Source organism: Acinetobacter sp. CIP 101966 (assembly GCF_000369725.1).
GTDB lineage: Bacteria > Pseudomonadota > Gammaproteobacteria > Pseudomonadales > Moraxellaceae > Acinetobacter > Acinetobacter lwoffii_Q.
Genome location: NZ_KB850160.1, coordinates 1543885 through 1562443, shown reverse-complemented (window position 1 = coordinate 1562443; position 18559 = coordinate 1543885). Strand labels below are relative to the sequence as shown.

Here is an 18559-nt window from a genome sequence, read left to right as displayed (position 1 = left end):
AATCTTTGTCATCTGTATTGTTTTAATTTATGCGCTGTTTGTTGGCATGGAATTTGCTTTATTGGTGCATGAATTGAATTAATCTCCCTGTTTTGGCGCGAAAAATGATTCGATGACACCGTATGAATGTCATATTTATTCCAGATTTTTATGTTATTCATGAGCAGAATAAACTTTATTTGTTATGCATTTAGTCTAAAAAAGGACTAGTCTGAAGAAATAAAGAAAAATGCTTTTGCTCTACCAATACAGTCTTCGAAAGTCCATTAGACGCTAGCGCAGAGAAAAGTTTAGATTGTTTAATAGCCTGTTGAGGCTTAGTGAAAGAAGGGTACGCTATGCACATGCCATCGCCTAATAATGTAGCTCCCGCTCAAGGTTTATACCAACCGGATGAGTTTAAAGATAACTGTGGTTTCGGTTTGATCGCCCATATGCAGGGTGATGCTAGCCATGATCTCGTCAAGACCGCGATTCATAGTTTGAGTTGTATGACCCATCGTGGTGGTATTGCCGCGGATGGCAAAACCGGGGATGGTTGTGGTCTGCTCTTGGCGATGCCGAAGAAATTTTTCCGTGAAGAAGCAAAACGCTTAAGTGATACCACTTTAAGTGAAGTGTTTGCTGTGGGGTTGGTGTTTCTAAATCTTGATCCGGCACTTGCTGCACATGCCAAACAGGTTTTAAACAAAGAGATTGAAGCTGAAGGTTTAATCGTTTTGGCTTGGCGCGTGATTCCGACCAATGTCGATGCATTGGGTGAAATTGCATTGCAATCGATGCCGGCATTTGAACAGATTATTGTTAACTGTCCAATGGGTGTGACTGAGGTTGAATTTAACCGTAAGTTATTCCTGGCACGCCGTCGTGCAGAACAACTGTTGTTGAATGATACGTCTTTCTATGTCACTACTTTGTGCTCAACGGTGATCAGCTATAAAGGCTTGATGATGCCGGAAGCGATTGCAGATTTTTATACAGATCTGGCTGATCCACGTTTGGAATCGCATATCGTGGTCTTCCATCAGCGCTTCTCGACCAATACCTTGCCTCGCTGGCCTTTGGCACAACCGTTCCGTTACCTGGCGCACAATGGTGAAATCAATACCATTACTGCGAATCGTAACTGGGCCATGGCGCGTGTGCCGAAATTTGAAAATCCATTATTGCCAGGTTTAACTGAACTGAATCCAATTGTGAACCGTACCGGTTCAGATTCTTCAAGCCTGGACAACATGCTGGAGATTCTGGTGGGTGGCGGCATGGATCTGTTCCGTGCACTCCGTATGCTGGTTCCGCCTGCTTGGCAAAATGTGGAAACCTTAGATGCTGATCTGCGTGCTTTCTATGAATTCAACTCAAAACATATGGAAGCTTGGGATGGCCCGGCTGGTCTGGTGATTCAGGATGGCCGACATGCGATCTGTATGCTGGATCGTAACGGTCTGCGTCCTGCGCGTTGGGTCATCACCAAGAATGGTTATATCACGCTGGCTTCTGAAATTGGTGTCTGGGGTTATCAACCTGAAGATGTGATTTCTAAAGGCCGTGTCGGTCCTGGCCAAATGCTGGTCATTGATACGCAAACCGGTAAGGTGCTGGATACTCAAGATGTCAATAATCATCTGAAACGTATGCGTCCATACCGTGAATGGTTACGTGAAAATTCTGTGCGTTTGCAAGGTAGTCCAGAGCTGGAAGAATATTTATGTGATCAAGGCTTAAAAGGCGATGGCCTGAAAGCGGCACAAAAAATGTTCATGGTGACCTTTGAAGAGCGTGACCAGTTGTTGCGTCCGATTGCTGAAAGTGGTCAGGAAGCTGTAGGTTCAATGGGTGATGATACCCCGATGGCGGTATTGTCTCGTCAGGTACGCCATGTGTCGGATTATTTCCGCCAGCAGTTTGCACAGGTGACCAACCCACCGATTGACCCGCTACGTGAATCGATTGTGATGTCACTGGAAACCTGTTTGGGGCGTGAACAAAACGTCTTTGAACAAGGGCCTGAACATGCAGACCGCCTGATCATTTCCAGTCCTGTACTTTCTAATTCGAAAATGCATCAGATCCGTACGCTGGGTCGTGCCGGTTATGAAATTGCAGATATTGACTTGAACTATGCTGAAACCGAAGGTCTGGAAGCAGCGATTGCGCGTATTTGTGAAGAATCTGCACAAGCCATTCGTGATGGTAAAACCTTACTGGTGCTTTCAGACAAGAAAATCCGTGAAGGTTACTTGCCTGCCAATGCTTTCATGATTACTGGTGCAGTGCATCATCACCTGATTAATACAGGTTTGCGTACTGATGCCAACCTGATTATTGAAACCGGTTTTGCTCGTGATCCACACCAATTTGCGGTACTCCTTGGCTTTGGTGCAACAGCCATCTACCCATATCTGGCTTATGACGTGATCAATGATCTGGTCGCCAAAGGCGAGTTATTGGGTGACCCAATCTATGCACAAAACAATTTCCGTAAGGGGATTGAGAAAGGCTTATTGAAAGTTCTTTCGAAAATGGGGATTTCTACGGTTGCTTCTTATCGTGGTGGTCAGTTGTTTGAAGCAGTGGGTTTATCTAATGAAGTGGTGGATAAATGCTTCATCGGTGTACCAAGCCGTATTCAGGGTGCTACTTTTGTCGATCTTGAAAATGACCAGAAACAGTTGGCGGATATTGCCTGGAAAAACCGTAAGCCAATCGATCAGGGAGGCCTGCTGAAATTTGTCTTTGGCAAGGAATATCATGCCTTTAACCCGGATGTGATCAACTCACTGCATAAAGCAGTACGTTCTGGGAACTACGCAGATTTTAAAGAATATGCAGAATTGGTGAACAACCGTCCGATCGCAACGATCCGTGACTTGTTCAAACTCAAAACAGACAACTCGATTCCAGTCGAACAAGTGGAATCTGTGGAAGAGATCCTGCCTCGCTTTGACTCTGCCGGTATGTCTTTGGGTGCACTGTCACCTGAAGCGCACGAAGCGATTGCGATTGCCATGAATACGATTGGTGGTCGTTCAAACTCGGGTGAGGGCGGTGAAGATCCAGCGCGTTACGGTACTATCCGTAACTCGAAAATCAAACAAATTGCATCGGGCCGTTTTGGTGTGACGCCTGCTTATTTAACATCAGCAGAAGTTCTCCAGATTAAAGTCGCGCAAGGTGCAAAACCAGGTGAAGGTGGTCAGTTGCCGGGTGGTAAAGTGAATGGTCTCATTGCACGTTTACGTTACTCTGTGCCGGGCGTTACCCTGATTTCGCCACCTCCGCATCATGACATCTATTCAATTGAAGATTTATCACAGTTGATCTTTGATTTAAAACAGGTTAACCCACAGGCGATGGTGTCAGTTAAGCTGGTTTCTGAACCGGGTGTCGGTACGATTGCGGCGGGTGTAGCGAAAGCGTATGCCGATTTCATTACCATTTCTGGTTATGATGGCGGTACAGCGGCTTCTCCACTTTCTTCAATTCATCATGCAGGTTCACCGTGGGAACTGGGTCTTTCTGAAGCGCATCAGGCCCTTCGTGTCAATGACCTGCGTGGTAAAGTTCGCGTACAGACAGATGGCGGTTTAAAAACCGGTCTGGATGTCGTAAAAGCAGCAATTCTCGGTGCTGAAAGCTTCGGCTTTGGTTCAACCCCAATGATTGCCTTAGGTTGTAAATACTTGCGTATCTGCCACTTGAATAACTGTGCAACCGGTGTTGCGACTCAACAAGATCATTTACGTCAAGAGCATTATATTGGCGAGCCACAAATGCTGATCAACTTCTTCACCTTTATTGCTGAAGAAACCCGTGAATGGCTGGCAGCACTCGGTGTATCAAGTCTGAAAGACCTGATTGGCCGTACGGATCTGCTGGAAGTCTTGCCAGGTGAAACTGCAAAGCATGCACATCTTGATTTAAGTAAATTACTGGAATCACATCCTGCTGCAGAAGGTAAAGCACAGTACTGCGAAGTACAGGGCAATGCACCATTTGATAAAGGGATTCTGGCTGAAAAAATGGTGGATGAGATTCTGCCTGCCATCGAAGCGGGAACTGGCGGTGAATATAGCTTCACGATCGGTAACTGTGACCGTTCGATTGGTGCCCGTCTGTCTGGTGAAATTGCGAAACGCTATGGCAACCTCAGCATGGAAGCCCATCCGGTGAAAGTTCACCTAAATGGTACGGCGGGCCAGTCACTGGGTGTCTGGAATGCCGGTGGTCTGCATATCAGCCTTGAAGGTGATGCCAATGACTATGTCGGTAAAGGCATGGCAGGTGGTCGCATCTCGATTTTCCCGCCAAAAGGTTCGCCATTCCAGACGCAAAATACCGCGATTATTGGGAATACCTGTCTGTATGGTGCGACTGGCGGTAAATTATTTGCTGCCGGTACGGCAGGCGAACGTTTCGCAGTACGTAACTCGGGTGCATTTGCCGTAATTGAAGGTGCAGGTGATCACTGCTGTGAATATATGACCGGTGGGATTGTGACAGTGCTGGGTAAAGTCGGACATAACTTTGGTGCGGGTATGACTGGTGGTTTTGCTTATGTGCTTGATCTGGATAATGACTTCGTTGATTATTATAACCACGAGCTGATTGAGCTGAACCGTATTTCAACCGAAGCGATGGAAGAGCACAAAGCCTTCCTGGGTCGTATTCTCGATGAACATATTAAAGAAACGGGTAGTGCTTGGGCGTACAAGATCCGCCATGAGTTTGACTTCTACAGCCGCAAGTTCTGGTTGGTAAAACCAAAAGCAGCCAACTTGCAAACGCTGTTAAAAACAACTCAAGCTGATCCACAATAATTCCACTACTGCAGAAACATAGGCAGATGTAAGGCGGCAACTGTGAACCGCCTTACATCTCCCCACGGAGAGAGACATGGCAGAACGCCTGAATAATGACTTTCAATTCCTGGATGTCGCACGCCAAGATCCAGAGAAAAAAGAGATTGATGTCCGCAAAGCAGAATTTGTGGAAATTTATAAGCCTTACACAGCGGAAATTGCAGCCAATCAGACGCATCGCTGCCTAGGCTGTGGTAACCCGTATTGTGAGTGGAAATGTCCGGTACATAACTACATTCCAAACTGGTTAAAACTGGTGTCTGAAGGACGTCTGTTCCAAGCCGCTGAATTGTGTCACCAGACCAATACCTTGCCGGAGGTCTGTGGCCGTGTTTGTCCGCAAGACCGTCTGTGTGAAGGGGCATGTACCCTGAACGACGGTTTCGGTGCGGTGACGATCGGGAATGCAGAAAAATATATCAATGATACCGCCTTTGCATTGGGCTGGCGTCCAGATATGTCCAATGTGCAATGGACCAATAAGAAAGTCGCGATTATCGGGGCAGGTCCTGCAGGACTTGGCTGTGCGGATATTCTGGTACGTAATGGGGTAAAACCTGTGGTCTTTGATAAACGTCCGGAAATTGGTGGTTTGCTGACTTTCGGTATTCCAGAATTCAAAATGGAAAAAGACGTAATGAAGCGCCGCCGTGAAATTTTCACGGGCATGGGCGTGGAATTTCGTCTCAATACTGAAATTGGCACCGATATCAGCATTGATCATTTGCTTACTGATTATGATGCAGTATTTATGGGCATGGGCACCTATACCTATATGAAAGGTGGTTTCGCCGGCGAAGATCTGGATGGTGTGTATGATGCACTGGATTTCCTGATTGCCAATGTCAATCGTTGTCAGGGCTGGGAAAAAGACCCAGCTGAATACATCAGCGTGGAAGGCAAGAAAGTCATTGTTTTAGGCGGTGGTGATACTGCCATGGACTGTAACCGTACTTCGATCCGTCAAGGTGCTGAGACAGTAACTTGTGCTTATCGTCGTGATGAAGAAAATATGCCAGGTTCACGCCGTGAAGTGCAAAATGCGCGTGAAGAAGGGGTGAACTTCCAGTTTAACCGTCAGCCGATCGAAGTTGTTGGTGAAAATGGTAAAGTAACCGGTGTAAAATTTATTACTACTCAGCTCGGTGAGCCGGACAGTCGTGGTCGCCGTAGCCCAGAACCCATTCCGGGTTCAGAAGAAATTCTGCCAGCCGATGCGGTTTTGCTTGCTTTCGGTTTCCGTACCAGTCCAGCAGACTGGTTCACCGATGTGGAAATCAATCTGGATGGTTCAGGTCGTGTCGTTGCCGCTGAGCAGCAGCAATACAAATTCCAGACCTCAAATCCAAAAATCTTCGCTGGCGGTGATATGGTGCGCGGTTCGGATCTTGTAGTGACTGCGATCTGGGAAGGCCGTCAGGCAGCTGAAGGGATTCTAGATTATCTAGAGGTTTAACCGTTGAAAATTCACTGAAGCCATTTAAATAACCCGCTATGGCGGGTTTTTTATTTTTGAATATTGTCTAACTGAAAGAGAGACCATTAAAAAAGATTATAAAAAGTAACAAAACTTTAGAAAATACTGTTTAAAATCAAATTAATTATATAAATATTAATAAAGAATTGAGGACAAGATATCATGCGTGTATTCAAACAATCTCTTATTGCCTTGATGCTGGCCAGTACCTTGACCCTGAGTGGTTGCGGCTATAACACCTTACAAGTCAAGGATGAGGCGGTGACTGCTTCATGGTCTGAAGTGCAAAACCAGTATCAGCGCCGTGCCGATCTGGTACCGAATCTGGTCAATGTGGTCAAAGGCTATGCTGCGCATGAAGAACAGGTGTTGACCGAAGTGACTCAAGCACGCGCCAATGTGGCAGGGCTAAAAGTAGACCGTGAAGTACTGGAAGATCCAGAACTGTTTCAGCGTTATCAGGAAGCGCAGTCGCAAATGACCAGTGCTTTGTCGCGTTTATTGGCAGTAACTGAAAATTATCCCGATCTGAAAGCCAATCAGCAGTTCCGTGATTTGCAGGTGCAGCTGGAAGGCACTGAAAATAGAATCGCTGTGGCACGTAACCGTTATATCACCACGGTGCAGGACTTTAACTCTTATGCCCGTCAGTTCCCGCAAGTGATGACGGCAAAAGTGATTGGTATGGATACCAAACCGAACTTTAGTGCCGAGCAAAGCGCACAGAAAGCTCCAACGGTTTCCTTTGAATAAGTACTGACCTGTAAATAAGTGAGAGATCAGATGCCTGAAATACTGCTGAAATATTGTGCTGGTTTGATTCTCATGTTGGGCATGGGAACGACAATGCTTGTTTCAGCAGAAACAGCCACGGCTACAGATGCTGAAGACGTCATTGTAGCCCGTGAAATCTTGCAGCCTAAAAATAATCAAAATACTCCAGCTCAAAATACAGAAACTGCAGCAGCATCACAGCCACAAATTGCCAATGACATGGCGGAAGGGCAGTTTCAGCGCGATTTACCCAGTCTGAATGAACCGGTCATTGATCAGGCCAATATACTTAGTCCCGCTGAAAAACAGCAATTCAGCCAGCGTATTTTGAAACTTTATAATGAAGGCAAAGGGCAGATAGGTGTAGTCATTGTTCCGACCACAGGGCAAGAAGATATTTTTGATTATTCCATGCGTGTTGCTGAAGCCTGGCAGCTGGGTTCAGCTAAACGCGACAATGGTTTGTTGATGACCATTGCCATTAATGACCGCCGTATTCAAATTTTGACCGGTTATAGTCTGGAGGGTGTACTACCAGACATAGTGGCAGGTCGAATTATTCATGACAAAATTACGCCATTTTTTAAGCAAGGTCAGTATGCGCAGGGCATTGATTCCGGACTAACCGAAATTGAACGAATTTTAAATTTAGATCCTGAAATTGCAGCACAGGCAGCCGATGAATTAAAAGAACGTCAGGAACAGGCTTATCAGGCACAAAAAGCCAGTAAGGCGACGTTCAGTAGCGTGCTGTTTATTGTTGTTGCTGGGGTCGTCGGTTCCATGATTTTTGGCAGAAAACTCAGCGCTGCAACTGCCGCGGTTGCAGGCACGGCTGCCGGTCTGGTCAATGGCATGGGTTTAATCGCCAGCTTAATGATTGGTGCCGGGGTATTCTTCTTACTGGTCACCTCGCTTGCGCAGCTGATTTTACATGCCTTTATGGCAGGTGGTGGCCGCGGCGGTAGTGGTCGTGGTGGTTTTGGGGGCGGCGGCTTCGGCGGTGGCGGTGGTGGATTTGGTGGGGGAGGAGCATCAGGCTCATGGTAACAACGACAGATACGACAGAGATTGTCACGCAACCTAAGCTGGAAGAACATGCACAGCCGAGTTTTAAGCGCTGGCTAAAGCATTTCTTTTATATGCCGGCAACCAAGCGCTTTTTTTCCAAGCAGGATCAGCATGCGATTGCCGTCGTGGTGGAAGAAGCCGAGCATGGGCATGTGGGGGAGATTCAGGTCGTGATTGAAGGTTGTTTGCCTTCACGATCTGCCTATTATCAAGATACCTTATGTCGTGCCCGGCAGTTATTTGCGGAAATTGGTGTTTGGGATACCGAATATAACAGTGGAGTACTCCTGTATTTGAATCTGTGTGAACATAAGGTTGAGATTGTGATTGATCGAGGAATTAAAGATGCAACGACCCAGCAAGTCTGGGATGAAATCTGCCAAAATATTATTCAGCATCTAGTCCAGCAGAAGTTTAAAGAGGGGGTAATTGAAGGGGTAAAGCAGATTGGACAAGTGCTAGATCAGTACTATGATCGTAAAATAGATGATTTAGAAAATGAATTGGGGAATAAACCGATTATTCTGGGGTGATTTTAGTCAACTAACTGACAGTTTTTGTCAGTTAGTTACACAAAATAAAACACAGTAGTTACAAAAATAAAAATTTTTTTTTAAAGTGCTGTTTTTTCTCTTAATTTTATTATAATAGAACTTGGTACATTTAGTGCTAAATATAAAATAAGCTAAATGAGCTTTTTCTTTTAAGCTTATAAATAAACAAAAACATTTGTGGAGAATGTTATGAATACAGTACAAAAGGGTTTTACCCTTATTGAATTAATGATTGTTGTAGCAATTATCGGTATTTTGGCTGCTGTTGCACTTCCTGCTTATCAAGATTATACAGTGCGTGCAAAAGTGTCTGAAGCTGTATTGGCGGGCTCTACTTGTCGTACTGCTGTAACTGAAGCTTTCCAAGCGGCATCAAGTATTCCTACTGCGGGTAACTTTGGTTGTGAAGCCGGTGGTGCATCTAAAGTTTCTAAATATGTACAACAAGTTGCTACTTTGGCCGGTGGTGTCATTGAAGTTACGTTAACTGCTGATGATAGCTTAAAAGGTGCTAAAAGTGGTGTGATTGTTATGACACCTTTGCAAGCAGATGGTAAAACAGCACCAACAATTGGTACAGGTGTGGGTGCTTGGAAATGTGGTCCAAAAGCAACAGATCTTACTAAATACTTACCTGCTTCTTGCCGAGATTAATTAAGATAATGTAATTCGAAAAGGGATGCGTAAGCATCCCTTTTTATATGAGTGATAATATTCGTGAAAAAAAATAATGTGTATTGGGGTGCTTTAATTTTTTGCCTTGCAAGTATTGCATATCTGTTGCCAAATTATTATGACCCTTGGCGTACGGTATACCATGACTTTGCTATGTATGGGGTTTTTTTATGCCTATTAGCGAAAATATTATTAGAAAATAATGATATTATAATAAATAAAAGAATTATTTTTATTTTTAGTGTTGCTCTTATTCCCTTGATACAAAATATATTCGGGAAAATTTACTTTTTAGGTGATGCGCTTATTACATCTATTTATATATTCTCCTTCGGTTTAGCTATAATGATTGGTTTGAATTTAAGACAAAATTATAAACTTAATCAAATTCTCATTTTTGTTTCTACTTTTTGTATATTTGTGGGTTTAGTTTCGGCTTTTATTATTTTAAAACAGTGGCTGCTTCTCACCAATGGTGGAATTTGGACAGTTGATGTACCTCCGGGGGGGAGACCATTTGCAAATTTTGCACAACCGAATAATGCAGCAAGTTTTTTATTATTAAGTGTTTTAGCTACATTATATCTTTATGAAAAAAAAATTATTCATCATCTAACGGGAATAGGGCTTGCTTGTTTATTGCTTTTTTGCCTTACTTTGACGCAATCACGCACAGTTTGGATATTTATTATCTGCTTTTTAATTTGGTGGCTTTGGAAATCTAGCTGTTTTTCTGCACGCTTAGGAAAGTATGCTATTTTTTATTTTGCGATAATTTTTGTATTATCAGCAATTACAGCACCATATCTATCAGATCTTATTGATATTACTTTAGTGAGGGATGTGGTAGAAAGAGCAACATCAGGCCATCATAGAATTTTGATGTGGAAGCAATTATTATATGCAGTTTCGCAAGAACCAATATGGGGATATGGTTGGAATCAAGTTAGCGTTGCTCAGTTATCTGTGTTTGAAGATTACCCGATAGGGCCTTGGACTGAACATAGTCATAATATCATTTTAGATCTTCTGATTTGGAATGGCGTACCTATAGGTATATTGATTATTGGTTTTTTTGCTCTATGGTTGTGGAGATTAAGCAAATTAACTACATCAATTGAAGTGTTTATAGGGCTTGCAATGATTGGGGTATTAATAGTACATGGCATGTTTGAGTACCCTTTAGAATATGCTTTTTTTTTACTGCCCATGGGATTAATTTTGGGTACACTTTCCTTTGATTTATACGATAAAAGAGTTAAATTTTTAAGTAAAAATATTGGCATGGTTGTTTTTGTTAGTAGTGCTATCTTATTAACTTGGATATTTATTGAATATAGTCGTGTGGAAAAAGATACAAGATTACTTCAGTTTGAGCTTAAAAATATTGGGGAAATACATGCTAAACAAGAAGTACCTAATATCATACTACTTACACAGTTAAGAGAGCGTATAAGGTTCTTGCGTACCCAACCTCAGAAAAATATGACTCAAGAACAACTTGATTGGATGAGAAAAGTTACTTATAGATATGCTGAAGGCATAAATTTATATAAATATTCACAAACTTTAGTAATTAATAATCAGGAAAAAGCAGCACAATATTATCTAAAAACTTTGAATAGTATGCATCAGGAAAATATAAATTTTGAATCGCTATATAGTGTAAATGATTCATTAAGTTATAGATGGAAACAGCCAAAGGTATCTCAGCCATGAGCCCAAAATTCTCTAAGAGAATGAAGTTTTTTTTGAGTCATTTAGCTATTTCGCTTTTTATAGCAACTATGGCTTTATTACTTGTATTTATTTTTTGGTATCCATTTCCTTTATCAAAAGCCGTTGGGGTAACACATTTATTTTTAATGATGTTAGCTATTGATGTCATCGTTGGGCCAATACTGGGTTTTATTGTCTATAAAGAGGGTAAGAAAACCCTGAAAATGGATTTAACCATTATTATCCTGATTCAGATAGTAGCCTTAATCTACGGATTGTACAGTATTGAAAAAGGAAAACCTGCCTATATTGTATATAATATTGATCGTTTTGATCTCATTCGAAAAAATGAAATTATAAACAATGATGAGTCGAAAGTAGATTCTATTGGGATATCTCCAAGTTATGTTGCACTGAAATATCCTGAAGATATCTCTCTAAAAAATAAAGTGATGTTCGATGAAGTATTTGGTGGTGTATCCTTGAGCCAAAGACCTGAGTATTATCAAGAACTGATTAATGTACGGCATCAAATCAAGAATAAGATTCAACCACTCCAAAAACTAACTGACTTTAACGACTCTTCTCAAGTTGGAAAAGTATTAACCAACTATCCAAAGGCATTTGGTTTTGTCCCGCTAAAAGCTAATCATTTAGATATGTCTGTATTGGTTGATCAAAATGCGCAAGTAGTCAAAATCGTCGACCTGCGACCTTGGAACTAAACAAAATAAAATGACACAAGCACATTACCCGTTAATCTGCTTTTTGTTTATCATGTGCCAAACTTCTACCGCTTGATATTTCCATGAAATTCACGCTTGTCCTCATCGCAGCAATCCTCATCTCCCTTGCTTGGCTCATGCCTATTCATTATCGGCCTTGGGTCACCTATACTGGTGAGCTATATGCCTTTTTTGCGCTATTTGCCTTGGCTGCAATTTGCTTAAAAGAAAAATTAAGAATTCCAGTAGTGAGTTTGCCATTATTGCTACTTGCTGGTGTACCGCTGATCCATTTTCTAACAGGACAAGTGTTTTTCTTTAGCACCGCCATGATGGGCTTTATCTTTGTCTTTAGCTTTTGGCTGGCCAGTGTTTTAGGCTATAACCTTTCAACAGGAAACTATAACCGAGAAGAAACTTTCGCCAATCTGAGTTATGTATTTTTGGCTTCAGGTACAGTCACAGGTATTATCGCACTTTGCCAATGGACTAACTTGGACGCGACTTTGCCGGGTATGGTGAATATCAGTGGCAATCAGCGGCCCTATGCTAATTTCGCTCAGCCCAATAATATGTCAACTTTTTTAGTCATGGCATTGATGAGCTGCCTGTACCTCTATGAAAAGAAAAAAATTCAGACCAAGTGGCTCTTTGCCTGCGCTGCAGTAATTATTATGGGAGTTGCTTTAAGTCAGTCGCGTACTGCTTGGGTTGCTGCGACCGTAATTATGCTTTATCTGGCTTTTTATCAATATAAAGGTATTATTCGCCTGAAATGGTATTACAGCACAGCTTGGTTCATTTTCTTTATTTCCTGTATTGTGGCTTTTCCATTACTCAGTCAGCTCGCTGCACAAGTAATGGATACGGACGTCGTACAAAGCAGGGATGTGGTATCTCGTGCTACCGGAGATATGTCACGTCTCGCAATCTGGCAGCAAATGATTGCCGCGATTCAGGCTCAGCCATGGTTTGGCTACGGTTGGTATCAAACTAGCGCAGCGTTCGTTTCAATCAGCGATACCGTACAAGGCCCGGTGTGGATCCGTAGCGCACATAATTTTATTCTGGACTTTTTGCTCTGGAATGGATTGGTGCTTGGTCTGCCGTTCTTGGCTTATTTTGGTTATCTAGGCTATCAGTTACAGCGCTGGGTCAAGACACCAGAATCAGTGATCGGTATTCTCATGATCGGGACTTTTGTCACCCATGCGATGTTTGAGTTTCCACAGCATTATGCCTATTTTCTGCTACCAGTCGGTTTTATCCTAGGTACAATTTTGGCACAAAATCCAAAAATTAAAATAATAGTTATGCCATCAATCGGCATGAAATTCATTTTTGCTGTTGGGTTACTTTTATTGATTGTGATTTATCGCGACTATGATGTTGCGGTGCCAAAACTTGGACAAAGTATTCGTTATGAAAACCACCCGGAAAAAATTACCAATAAAAAACCGATTTATCTGCTGACCGAATTTAATCATCGCATTGCCTGGATTCGTCTGAATCCTTATAGCAAAGCATCTGCTGATCAGATTCTGGAAGGTGAACAAATGGTCTTGAGTTATCCGACTAAATATAACCTGATCAAATATGCCAAACTCTTAGCATTTAATGGTTACGAGAATAAGGCTAAGCATCAGTTGCAGCGCTTAAAAGTGATCCAGAAAACTGAAATGAGTTATGAAGATTTAACGCAGGATATACCGCGCTAAATACAAAAAAGCCAGCAGATGCTGGCTTTTTGGGCTTAATTTTAAGTTTAGAGCTGACTTTGAATATAGTTTTCGATGCCAATATTCTCGATCAGATCGATTTGTGTCGTGGTCCAATCCAGATAGTTTTCTTCTTTCTCTAGGATTTCCTGTACCAGATCACGCGTTACATAATCCATTTGGGTTTCAGCCAGCGCGACTGCTTTCTGGATGGCTTCAATATTTTCTTTAACTTTGCGCACATCACAATGCAGCACTTCTTGAGTATGCTGACCGATATACAGTTTGCCCAGATTTTGTAAATTCGGCAGACCTTCCAAAAATAAAATACGTTCAATAATTTTATCGGCATGTTTCATCTGAACAATGGATTCTTTATATTCTGCCGAGCCCAGTTTCTCAATGCCCCAGTCATTAAACATGCGCGAATGCAGGAAATACTGGTTAATGGCAGTTAAGTGGTGATACAACACCTGATTGAGCTGATTAATCACATCACGATTGCCTTTCATCGCATCACTCCATTTGGACCTGTTTTATCTTTCTAAGAAAGCGCTCTAATGCTGATAGTAAAGCAAGTCAGGGGCAAATGGCGAGTAATTTATGGAACAGCAAATGAAAATCGACATCGAATCGATCCAGACTCAGATGAGTGGCAATAAAAACCCGCCAGAGTCAGAGGCGGGGGAGGAAGAATGATCTTAGATCATTGGTGTTATCATTATCTTTATTCGGTTTAGGCGGCCACAGCCAGACGGGCCGCAATTTGCGAAACTTCATCACTGATGATCATACGGGCTTCTGGTGCACAGCGGCCACAGCAAGTTCCCAAGTCCAACATATCGCGAACATCACGATAACTTTCAGCGCCATTTGCAATAGCATCTTTAATGTCTTGATCTGTAATGCCACGGCATAGACAAACGTACATAGGACACAACCACAGTGATTAAATAAGATAAGTAATATTATTGATAATTGTTATCGTTTGTCAATAAAAATCATTTGAAATAGCTTTTATTACGATTGATGATTTAGATAAAAAAATATCACTCAAGCAAAAATCCGATTATTGCTCGGGTTTTTGCTTGAGTGATTCATGATTGTAAACGAAATATAGAAGCTTAGGTGTTACATAAATTTTAAAAATTATTGCTGAATGATGACAACGCCATCCATCTCGACCAGAGCATCTTTCGGCAGGCTGGCAACACCGAGTGCTGCACGTGCTGGATAAGGCTGGGCAAAATATTCACCCATAATCTGGTTCACCAGCTGGAAGTGCGATAAATCAGTCAGATAAATATTCAGTTTGGCGATGTCTGCCAGAGAGCCACCGGCCGCTTCGCAGACGGCTTTTAAATTATCGAATACACGGCGAATCTGTGCCTCGATGCCTTCAACCAATTCCATACTATAAGGATCTAAGCCAATTTGACCAGATAGATATAAGGTATCACCGACTAAAATGGCTTGCGAATAGGTGCCAATCGCAGCAGGGGCATTTTCAGTATGGATTACTTGGCGGGACATTAATTTCTCCTTTTATCATCGACATACATCATATTCGATCAATTCGGCCGATCAAAGCATTATCGTTTTAAATGATTAACTCGCTTTAGAGGCTTCACTGAAAACGACGGGCTGAGCCAGACGGATAATTCGCGGGAAACCGAAATACATGCGTAAATCACGGATAATCTTTGCAATCTGTTTACGGTTATGCACCACGATATTCACATAGGTTTTGTCATCCTGAGTACGCACCATTTCCACCCCGGAATGCGCTTTACGGCATTGGTAAATCAGGTCGGAAATCTGCTCGTCATTCATGTCCAGATCAATGCTGAGATAGGCAGTAAAGCTGATATCTTCCAGATCATCAGAGGTCCACTGCAATAACATGATATTTTCTGGATGCTGATGCTGTTCATGCAGCAGGTTATGACAGCGCGCACGATGCACAATCAGACCGCGACGGGTCAAATGACCCTGAATCGGATCACCCAGCACAGGATTGCAGCAATGTGCATATTTGACATCGACACCTTCTGTTCCCTGAATCAGACGGTCTGAACTGGCGATATTCTGATGCTGATCTTGGGCAAATAAATGGTTGGCCACCAGTTGTGGTAATAAATCACCGACTGCAATCTGTTCAAACAGCTGTTCTTTGCTGGAAACATGGCGCCATTCCAACAGGTTTTTCCAGTCTGCTTCCGTCAGATCACGAATAGAACGATGGAACAGTTTCAGTGCACGATTGAGTGCCTGTTGTCCGACCAGACGTTGCTCATCTGGATCTTGATCACGCAGAATATTCTGAATAGCGCGACGGGCTTTCTGGGTATTAATAAAACTGAGCCAATCTGGGTTAGGCGTCGCAAGGACATCAGTAATAATTTCTACCACCTGACCACTGACTAGAGGTGTTGAAAGGGGCTTGGTTTCATTATTAATTTTTGCACCCACCGCATGATTGCCTAGGAATAAACTCGCGGCATAAGCAAAGTCAACCGCCGTGGCGCCTTGTGGCAATTCATGTAAATGGCCGTGCGGGGTATAGACCCAGATTTTTTCTTGGTGCAGATAGTCCAGTAATTCACTAAAAGTGGTTTTGGCACATTCACCATCGACCAGGACATTCAGATTCTGCATCGAGGCCTGAATCGCAGAGCGGCAGGCCTGCGGGGCACTTTCACCGAGTACGACGCCAAAACGTGCTGCTTTACGCATCAGTTCGGTTTGAATGGTGAGCGACAGGGTCGTCTCTTCGCCTTTCAAGCGCATCATCAAGGACTGGTTGCCTCCCGGTAATGGACGGCGGATATGATCTTCATAACTCTGGATTTTAAAGCTTTGGGTCAGAATTTCTGCCAGTCGGTCACAGTCCGCGATGCTCTGTAAAATAATCTCAAAAGCATGGCTATGCGTCAGCTCTTGCAGGTCGATATCATTTTTGACGAAGTGGCGCAGTAGCTCAATATTGTTGTTTTTCTTTTTGATCCGGCCTTGAATGGCATGCTGTTGCAGCAGTTCAGTCAAGTTCTTTTCCCATTTGGCCTGATATTCACAGCGTTTCGGCTTGGTTTCCTGTAGTGCGGTCTGAACGTTATTGTACATATCCAGATCAAGATTCTGATAGCACAAATGTTCCAGATTGTCGGCCATTTCATTCATGCCGACAATACGTGCCATTGGCACAAAAATTTCAAAGGTTTCGCGGGCAATACGCGCACGTTTGTCCGGACGTAGTGCATCCAAAGTGGTCATGTTGTGATAGCGGTCGGCCAGTTTCACAATAATGACACGTGGATCTTGTAGAGTCGCTTGCAGAATTTTCCGAAATGAAGCGGCTTTATTATATTCTTTATCGCTAGAATGACTCAGTTTGGTCACGCCATCGACCAGCTCGGCCACAGTAAAACCAAAAGTCTCAGTAATATCATCTTTGTTAAAGTCGGTGTCTTCAATCACATCATGCAGCAAGGCAGCCATCAGCGTTTCAGGGTCAAGACGCATATGCGCCAGAATACAGCTGACCGCAATCGGATGCAGAATATAGGGTTCACCACTTTTACGCACAATCCCGTCATGCGCCATATCTGCATAATCACAGGCCGCAAGCACACGTTCGACATCGCTTTCACTTAAGTACGCATCGATAATGATCTCTAACTGCTGCTTGGCTTGACTGACCTGTGGGCCTGGCATAAAACACCTTTTTCAACTGAATTTTTTACAAATAAAACGTGAAAGCATTCTAGAAATGTGAATTTCCTGGCTTGATGGTTTTTGGCTACTATAGAGCAGAAAACCAATACAAACTTGATAGCTAACCCTTATGTTATAACCGTTCTGGCATAAATATAAAAGTCACATAACAAAAAAAGCCTAGTTTAGAACTAGGCTTTTTGAGTGACGATCTCTTATTGGAAAGAAAAACCGTCTAAGTTTAGATTATTTGCAGAAAGTGCAAGATCCAAGCTTGATGTTTGATAGTCTTGATCACGTTGTTTCAAAATGTCTTTTGATACATGACCTGAAGCGATTTCACGTAAAGCAACAACAGTCGGTTTGTCATTGTCCCATTCTACAGTTGGTTCAATGCCTTGACGTGCCAATTGACGCGCGCGCTTGCTTGCCACTAGTACAAGCTCAAAGCGGTTGTCTACATGGTCTAAACAATCTTCAACGGTAACGCGTGCCATAAGAATTCTCGTTCGAATAATAAATTTAAACAGACTGTGCAGTATAAGGTGCTTTGTCTATAGACTCAAGTTTTAATCACGCCGTTGGTGGGCTAATTAATTTCTGAATCAACTCTTGATGGCGGTTGGCTTGTTGTGCCAAAACCAATCGATTAGCAATAATGACCGCTTCTAAGTCATGCAGTGCCTTATTAAAGTCATCATTAATAATCAGATAGTCAAAATTGACATATTGCTGCATATCTTCTACCGCGCAGCTCAGACGATGCTCAATCACATCAACTGCGTCAGTACCACGGTTAGACAGGCGTTCACGCAAATCAAACTGGCTTGGTGGTAAGATAAAAATTTGTTTAGATTCAGGAAAAAGTCGACGAACCTGTTGCGCACCTTGCCAGTCAATTTCCAGTAGCACATCATGGCCTTTAGCCAGTTGCTCTTTGACTGTGGCTTGCGCAGTACCGTAGTAATTACCAAATACTTCGGCGTATTCGATAAAACCACCTTCATTGACCAGACTTAAAAAATCTTCTTTGTTGGAGAAATGATAGTGTACGCCATCGAGTTCGCCAGGTCGTTGACCGCGTGTAGTGTGTGACACAGAAACGTGAAGATTGTTGACACGCTCAAGTAGGGCTTTAACAAGGGATGTTTTGCCTGTTCCAGACGCTGCAGAAACGACAAACAATAGACCCGACATGATATTTTTCCTGATATGATAAAATATCTTCTCTATTTTAGAGTAGAGCGGCTTTAAACTAAATAGTTGTCAG

Annotated in this window: 15 protein-coding genes; 9 read left to right on the top strand and 6 right to left on the bottom strand. The window is 42.8% G+C overall.

The features are described 5' to 3' along the window. The first annotated feature begins 344 nt into the window (after nt 1–344). From gltB to F891_RS13600, 9 genes are all read left to right on the top strand, one after another. On the top strand, nt 345–4820 hold the full coding sequence (gltB, locus tag F891_RS13640) for a glutamate synthase large subunit (RefSeq protein WP_171066351.1): 4476 nt from the start codon (nt 345–347) through the stop codon (nt 4818–4820). A gap of 76 nt (nt 4821–4896) precedes the next feature. Next, nucleotides 4897–6318: an FAD-dependent oxidoreductase gene (locus tag F891_RS13635; RefSeq protein ID WP_005263877.1), complete on the top strand. Its 1422-nt coding sequence runs from the start codon at nt 4897–4899 to the stop codon at nt 6316–6318. A gap of 183 nt (nt 6319–6501) precedes the next feature. Next, nucleotides 6502–7092, top strand: a complete 591-nt coding sequence (locus tag F891_RS13630; protein WP_005263875.1) for a LemA family protein — start codon at nt 6502–6504, stop codon at nt 7090–7092. A 30-nt stretch (nt 7093–7122) separates the two neighbouring features. Next, nucleotides 7123–8163, top strand: a complete 1041-nt coding sequence (locus F891_RS13625) for a TPM domain-containing protein (RefSeq protein ID WP_005263874.1) — start codon at nt 7123–7125, stop codon at nt 8161–8163. Beyond that, complete coding sequence (locus F891_RS13620; protein WP_005263870.1) at nt 8157–8717, top strand: TPM domain-containing protein; 561 nt, start codon at nt 8157–8159, stop codon at nt 8715–8717. The genes F891_RS13625 and F891_RS13620 overlap by 7 nt, the downstream gene beginning before the upstream one ends. 210 nt (nt 8718–8927) lie before the next feature. Further along, complete coding sequence (locus F891_RS13615; RefSeq protein ID WP_005263868.1) at nt 8928–9392, top strand: pilin; 465 nt, start codon at nt 8928–8930, stop codon at nt 9390–9392. A gap of 63 nt (nt 9393–9455) precedes the next feature. Next, nucleotides 9456–11132 carry a PglL family O-oligosaccharyltransferase gene (locus F891_RS13610; RefSeq protein ID WP_005263867.1) on the top strand — a complete coding sequence of 559 codons (1677 nt, stop codon included), beginning with the start codon at nt 9456–9458 and terminating at the stop codon, nt 11130–11132. Then, a complete protein-coding gene (tfpZ, locus tag F891_RS13605) occupies nt 11129–11857 on the top strand; it encodes a TfpX/TfpZ family type IV pilin accessory protein (protein WP_005263863.1) in 729 nt (242 codons plus the stop codon). Before F891_RS13610 ends, tfpZ begins: the two co-directional genes overlap by 4 nt. 83 nt (nt 11858–11940) lie before the next feature. Continuing rightward, on the top strand, nt 11941–13575 hold the full coding sequence (locus tag F891_RS13600) for a PglL family O-oligosaccharyltransferase (protein WP_005263862.1): 1635 nt from the start codon (nt 11941–11943) through the stop codon (nt 13573–13575). Between the two features lie 47 nt (nt 13576–13622). On the opposite strand, the gene bfr is transcribed toward F891_RS13600, so the two are convergent. The 6 genes from bfr to gmk all read right to left on the bottom strand — a co-directional run bounded on the left by bfr (nt 13623) and on the right by gmk (nt 18486). Next, nucleotides 13623–14087 (bottom strand): heteropolymeric bacterioferritin subunit Bfr, encoded by a 465-nt coding sequence (gene bfr, locus F891_RS13595; RefSeq protein WP_005263858.1) that lies wholly within the window; start codon nt 14085–14087, stop codon nt 13623–13625. Nucleotides 14088–14311: 224 nt separating this feature from the next. Beyond that, on the bottom strand, nt 14312–14506 hold the full coding sequence (locus F891_RS13590; protein ID WP_004644972.1) for a bacterioferritin-associated ferredoxin: 195 nt from the start codon (nt 14504–14506) through the stop codon (nt 14312–14314). Nucleotides 14507–14724: 218 nt separating this feature from the next. Beyond that, nucleotides 14725–15108, bottom strand: a complete 384-nt coding sequence (locus F891_RS13585) for a RidA family protein (protein WP_005263848.1) — start codon at nt 15106–15108, stop codon at nt 14725–14727. Nucleotides 15109–15183: 75 nt separating this feature from the next. Then, complete coding sequence (locus tag F891_RS13580) at nt 15184–17289, bottom strand: RelA/SpoT family protein (protein WP_005263847.1); 2106 nt, start codon at nt 17287–17289, stop codon at nt 15184–15186. 215 nt (nt 17290–17504) lie between these two features. Further along, complete coding sequence (gene rpoZ, locus F891_RS13575) at nt 17505–17786, bottom strand: DNA-directed RNA polymerase subunit omega (protein ID WP_004281186.1); 282 nt, start codon at nt 17784–17786, stop codon at nt 17505–17507. A gap of 76 nt (nt 17787–17862) precedes the next feature. After that, nucleotides 17863–18486, bottom strand: coding sequence for a guanylate kinase (gmk, locus tag F891_RS13570; RefSeq protein ID WP_005263846.1), 624 nt, complete (start codon nt 18484–18486; stop codon nt 17863–17865). Nucleotides 18487–18559: the final 73 nt, after the last annotated feature.

Excerpts from the sequence above, each read along its gene's own strand:
- bfr (WP_005263858.1), bottom strand. The coding sequence starts at position 14,087 with ATGAAAGGCAATCGTGATGTGATTAATCAGCTCAATCAGGTGTTGTAT.
- F891_RS13590 (WP_004644972.1), bottom strand. The coding sequence starts at position 14,506 with ATGTACGTTTGTCTATGCCGTGGCATTACAGATCAAGACATTAAAGAT.
- F891_RS13635 (WP_005263877.1), top strand. The coding sequence starts at position 4,897 with ATGGCAGAACGCCTGAATAATGACTTTCAATTCCTGGATGTCGCACGC.
- F891_RS13630 (WP_005263875.1), top strand. The coding sequence starts at position 6,502 with ATGCGTGTATTCAAACAATCTCTTATTGCCTTGATGCTGGCCAGTACC.
- gmk (WP_005263846.1), bottom strand. The coding sequence starts at position 18,486 with ATGTCGGGTCTATTGTTTGTCGTTTCTGCAGCGTCTGGAACAGGCAAA.
- F891_RS13625 (WP_005263874.1), top strand. The coding sequence starts at position 7,123 with ATGCCTGAAATACTGCTGAAATATTGTGCTGGTTTGATTCTCATGTTG.
- rpoZ (WP_004281186.1), bottom strand. The coding sequence starts at position 17,786 with ATGGCACGCGTTACCGTTGAAGATTGTTTAGACCATGTAGACAACCGC.
- F891_RS13615 (WP_005263868.1), top strand. The coding sequence starts at position 8,928 with ATGAATACAGTACAAAAGGGTTTTACCCTTATTGAATTAATGATTGTT.
- F891_RS13600 (WP_005263862.1), top strand. The coding sequence starts at position 11,941 with ATGAAATTCACGCTTGTCCTCATCGCAGCAATCCTCATCTCCCTTGCT.
- F891_RS13620 (WP_005263870.1), top strand. The coding sequence starts at position 8,157 with ATGGTAACAACGACAGATACGACAGAGATTGTCACGCAACCTAAGCTG.
- tfpZ (WP_005263863.1), top strand. The coding sequence starts at position 11,129 with ATGAGCCCAAAATTCTCTAAGAGAATGAAGTTTTTTTTGAGTCATTTA.
- F891_RS13585 (WP_005263848.1), bottom strand. The coding sequence starts at position 15,108 with ATGTCCCGCCAAGTAATCCATACTGAAAATGCCCCTGCTGCGATTGGC.
- gltB (WP_171066351.1), top strand. The coding sequence starts at position 345 with ATGCCATCGCCTAATAATGTAGCTCCCGCTCAAGGTTTATACCAACCG.
- F891_RS13580 (WP_005263847.1), bottom strand. The coding sequence starts at position 17,289 with ATGCCAGGCCCACAGGTCAGTCAAGCCAAGCAGCAGTTAGAGATCATT.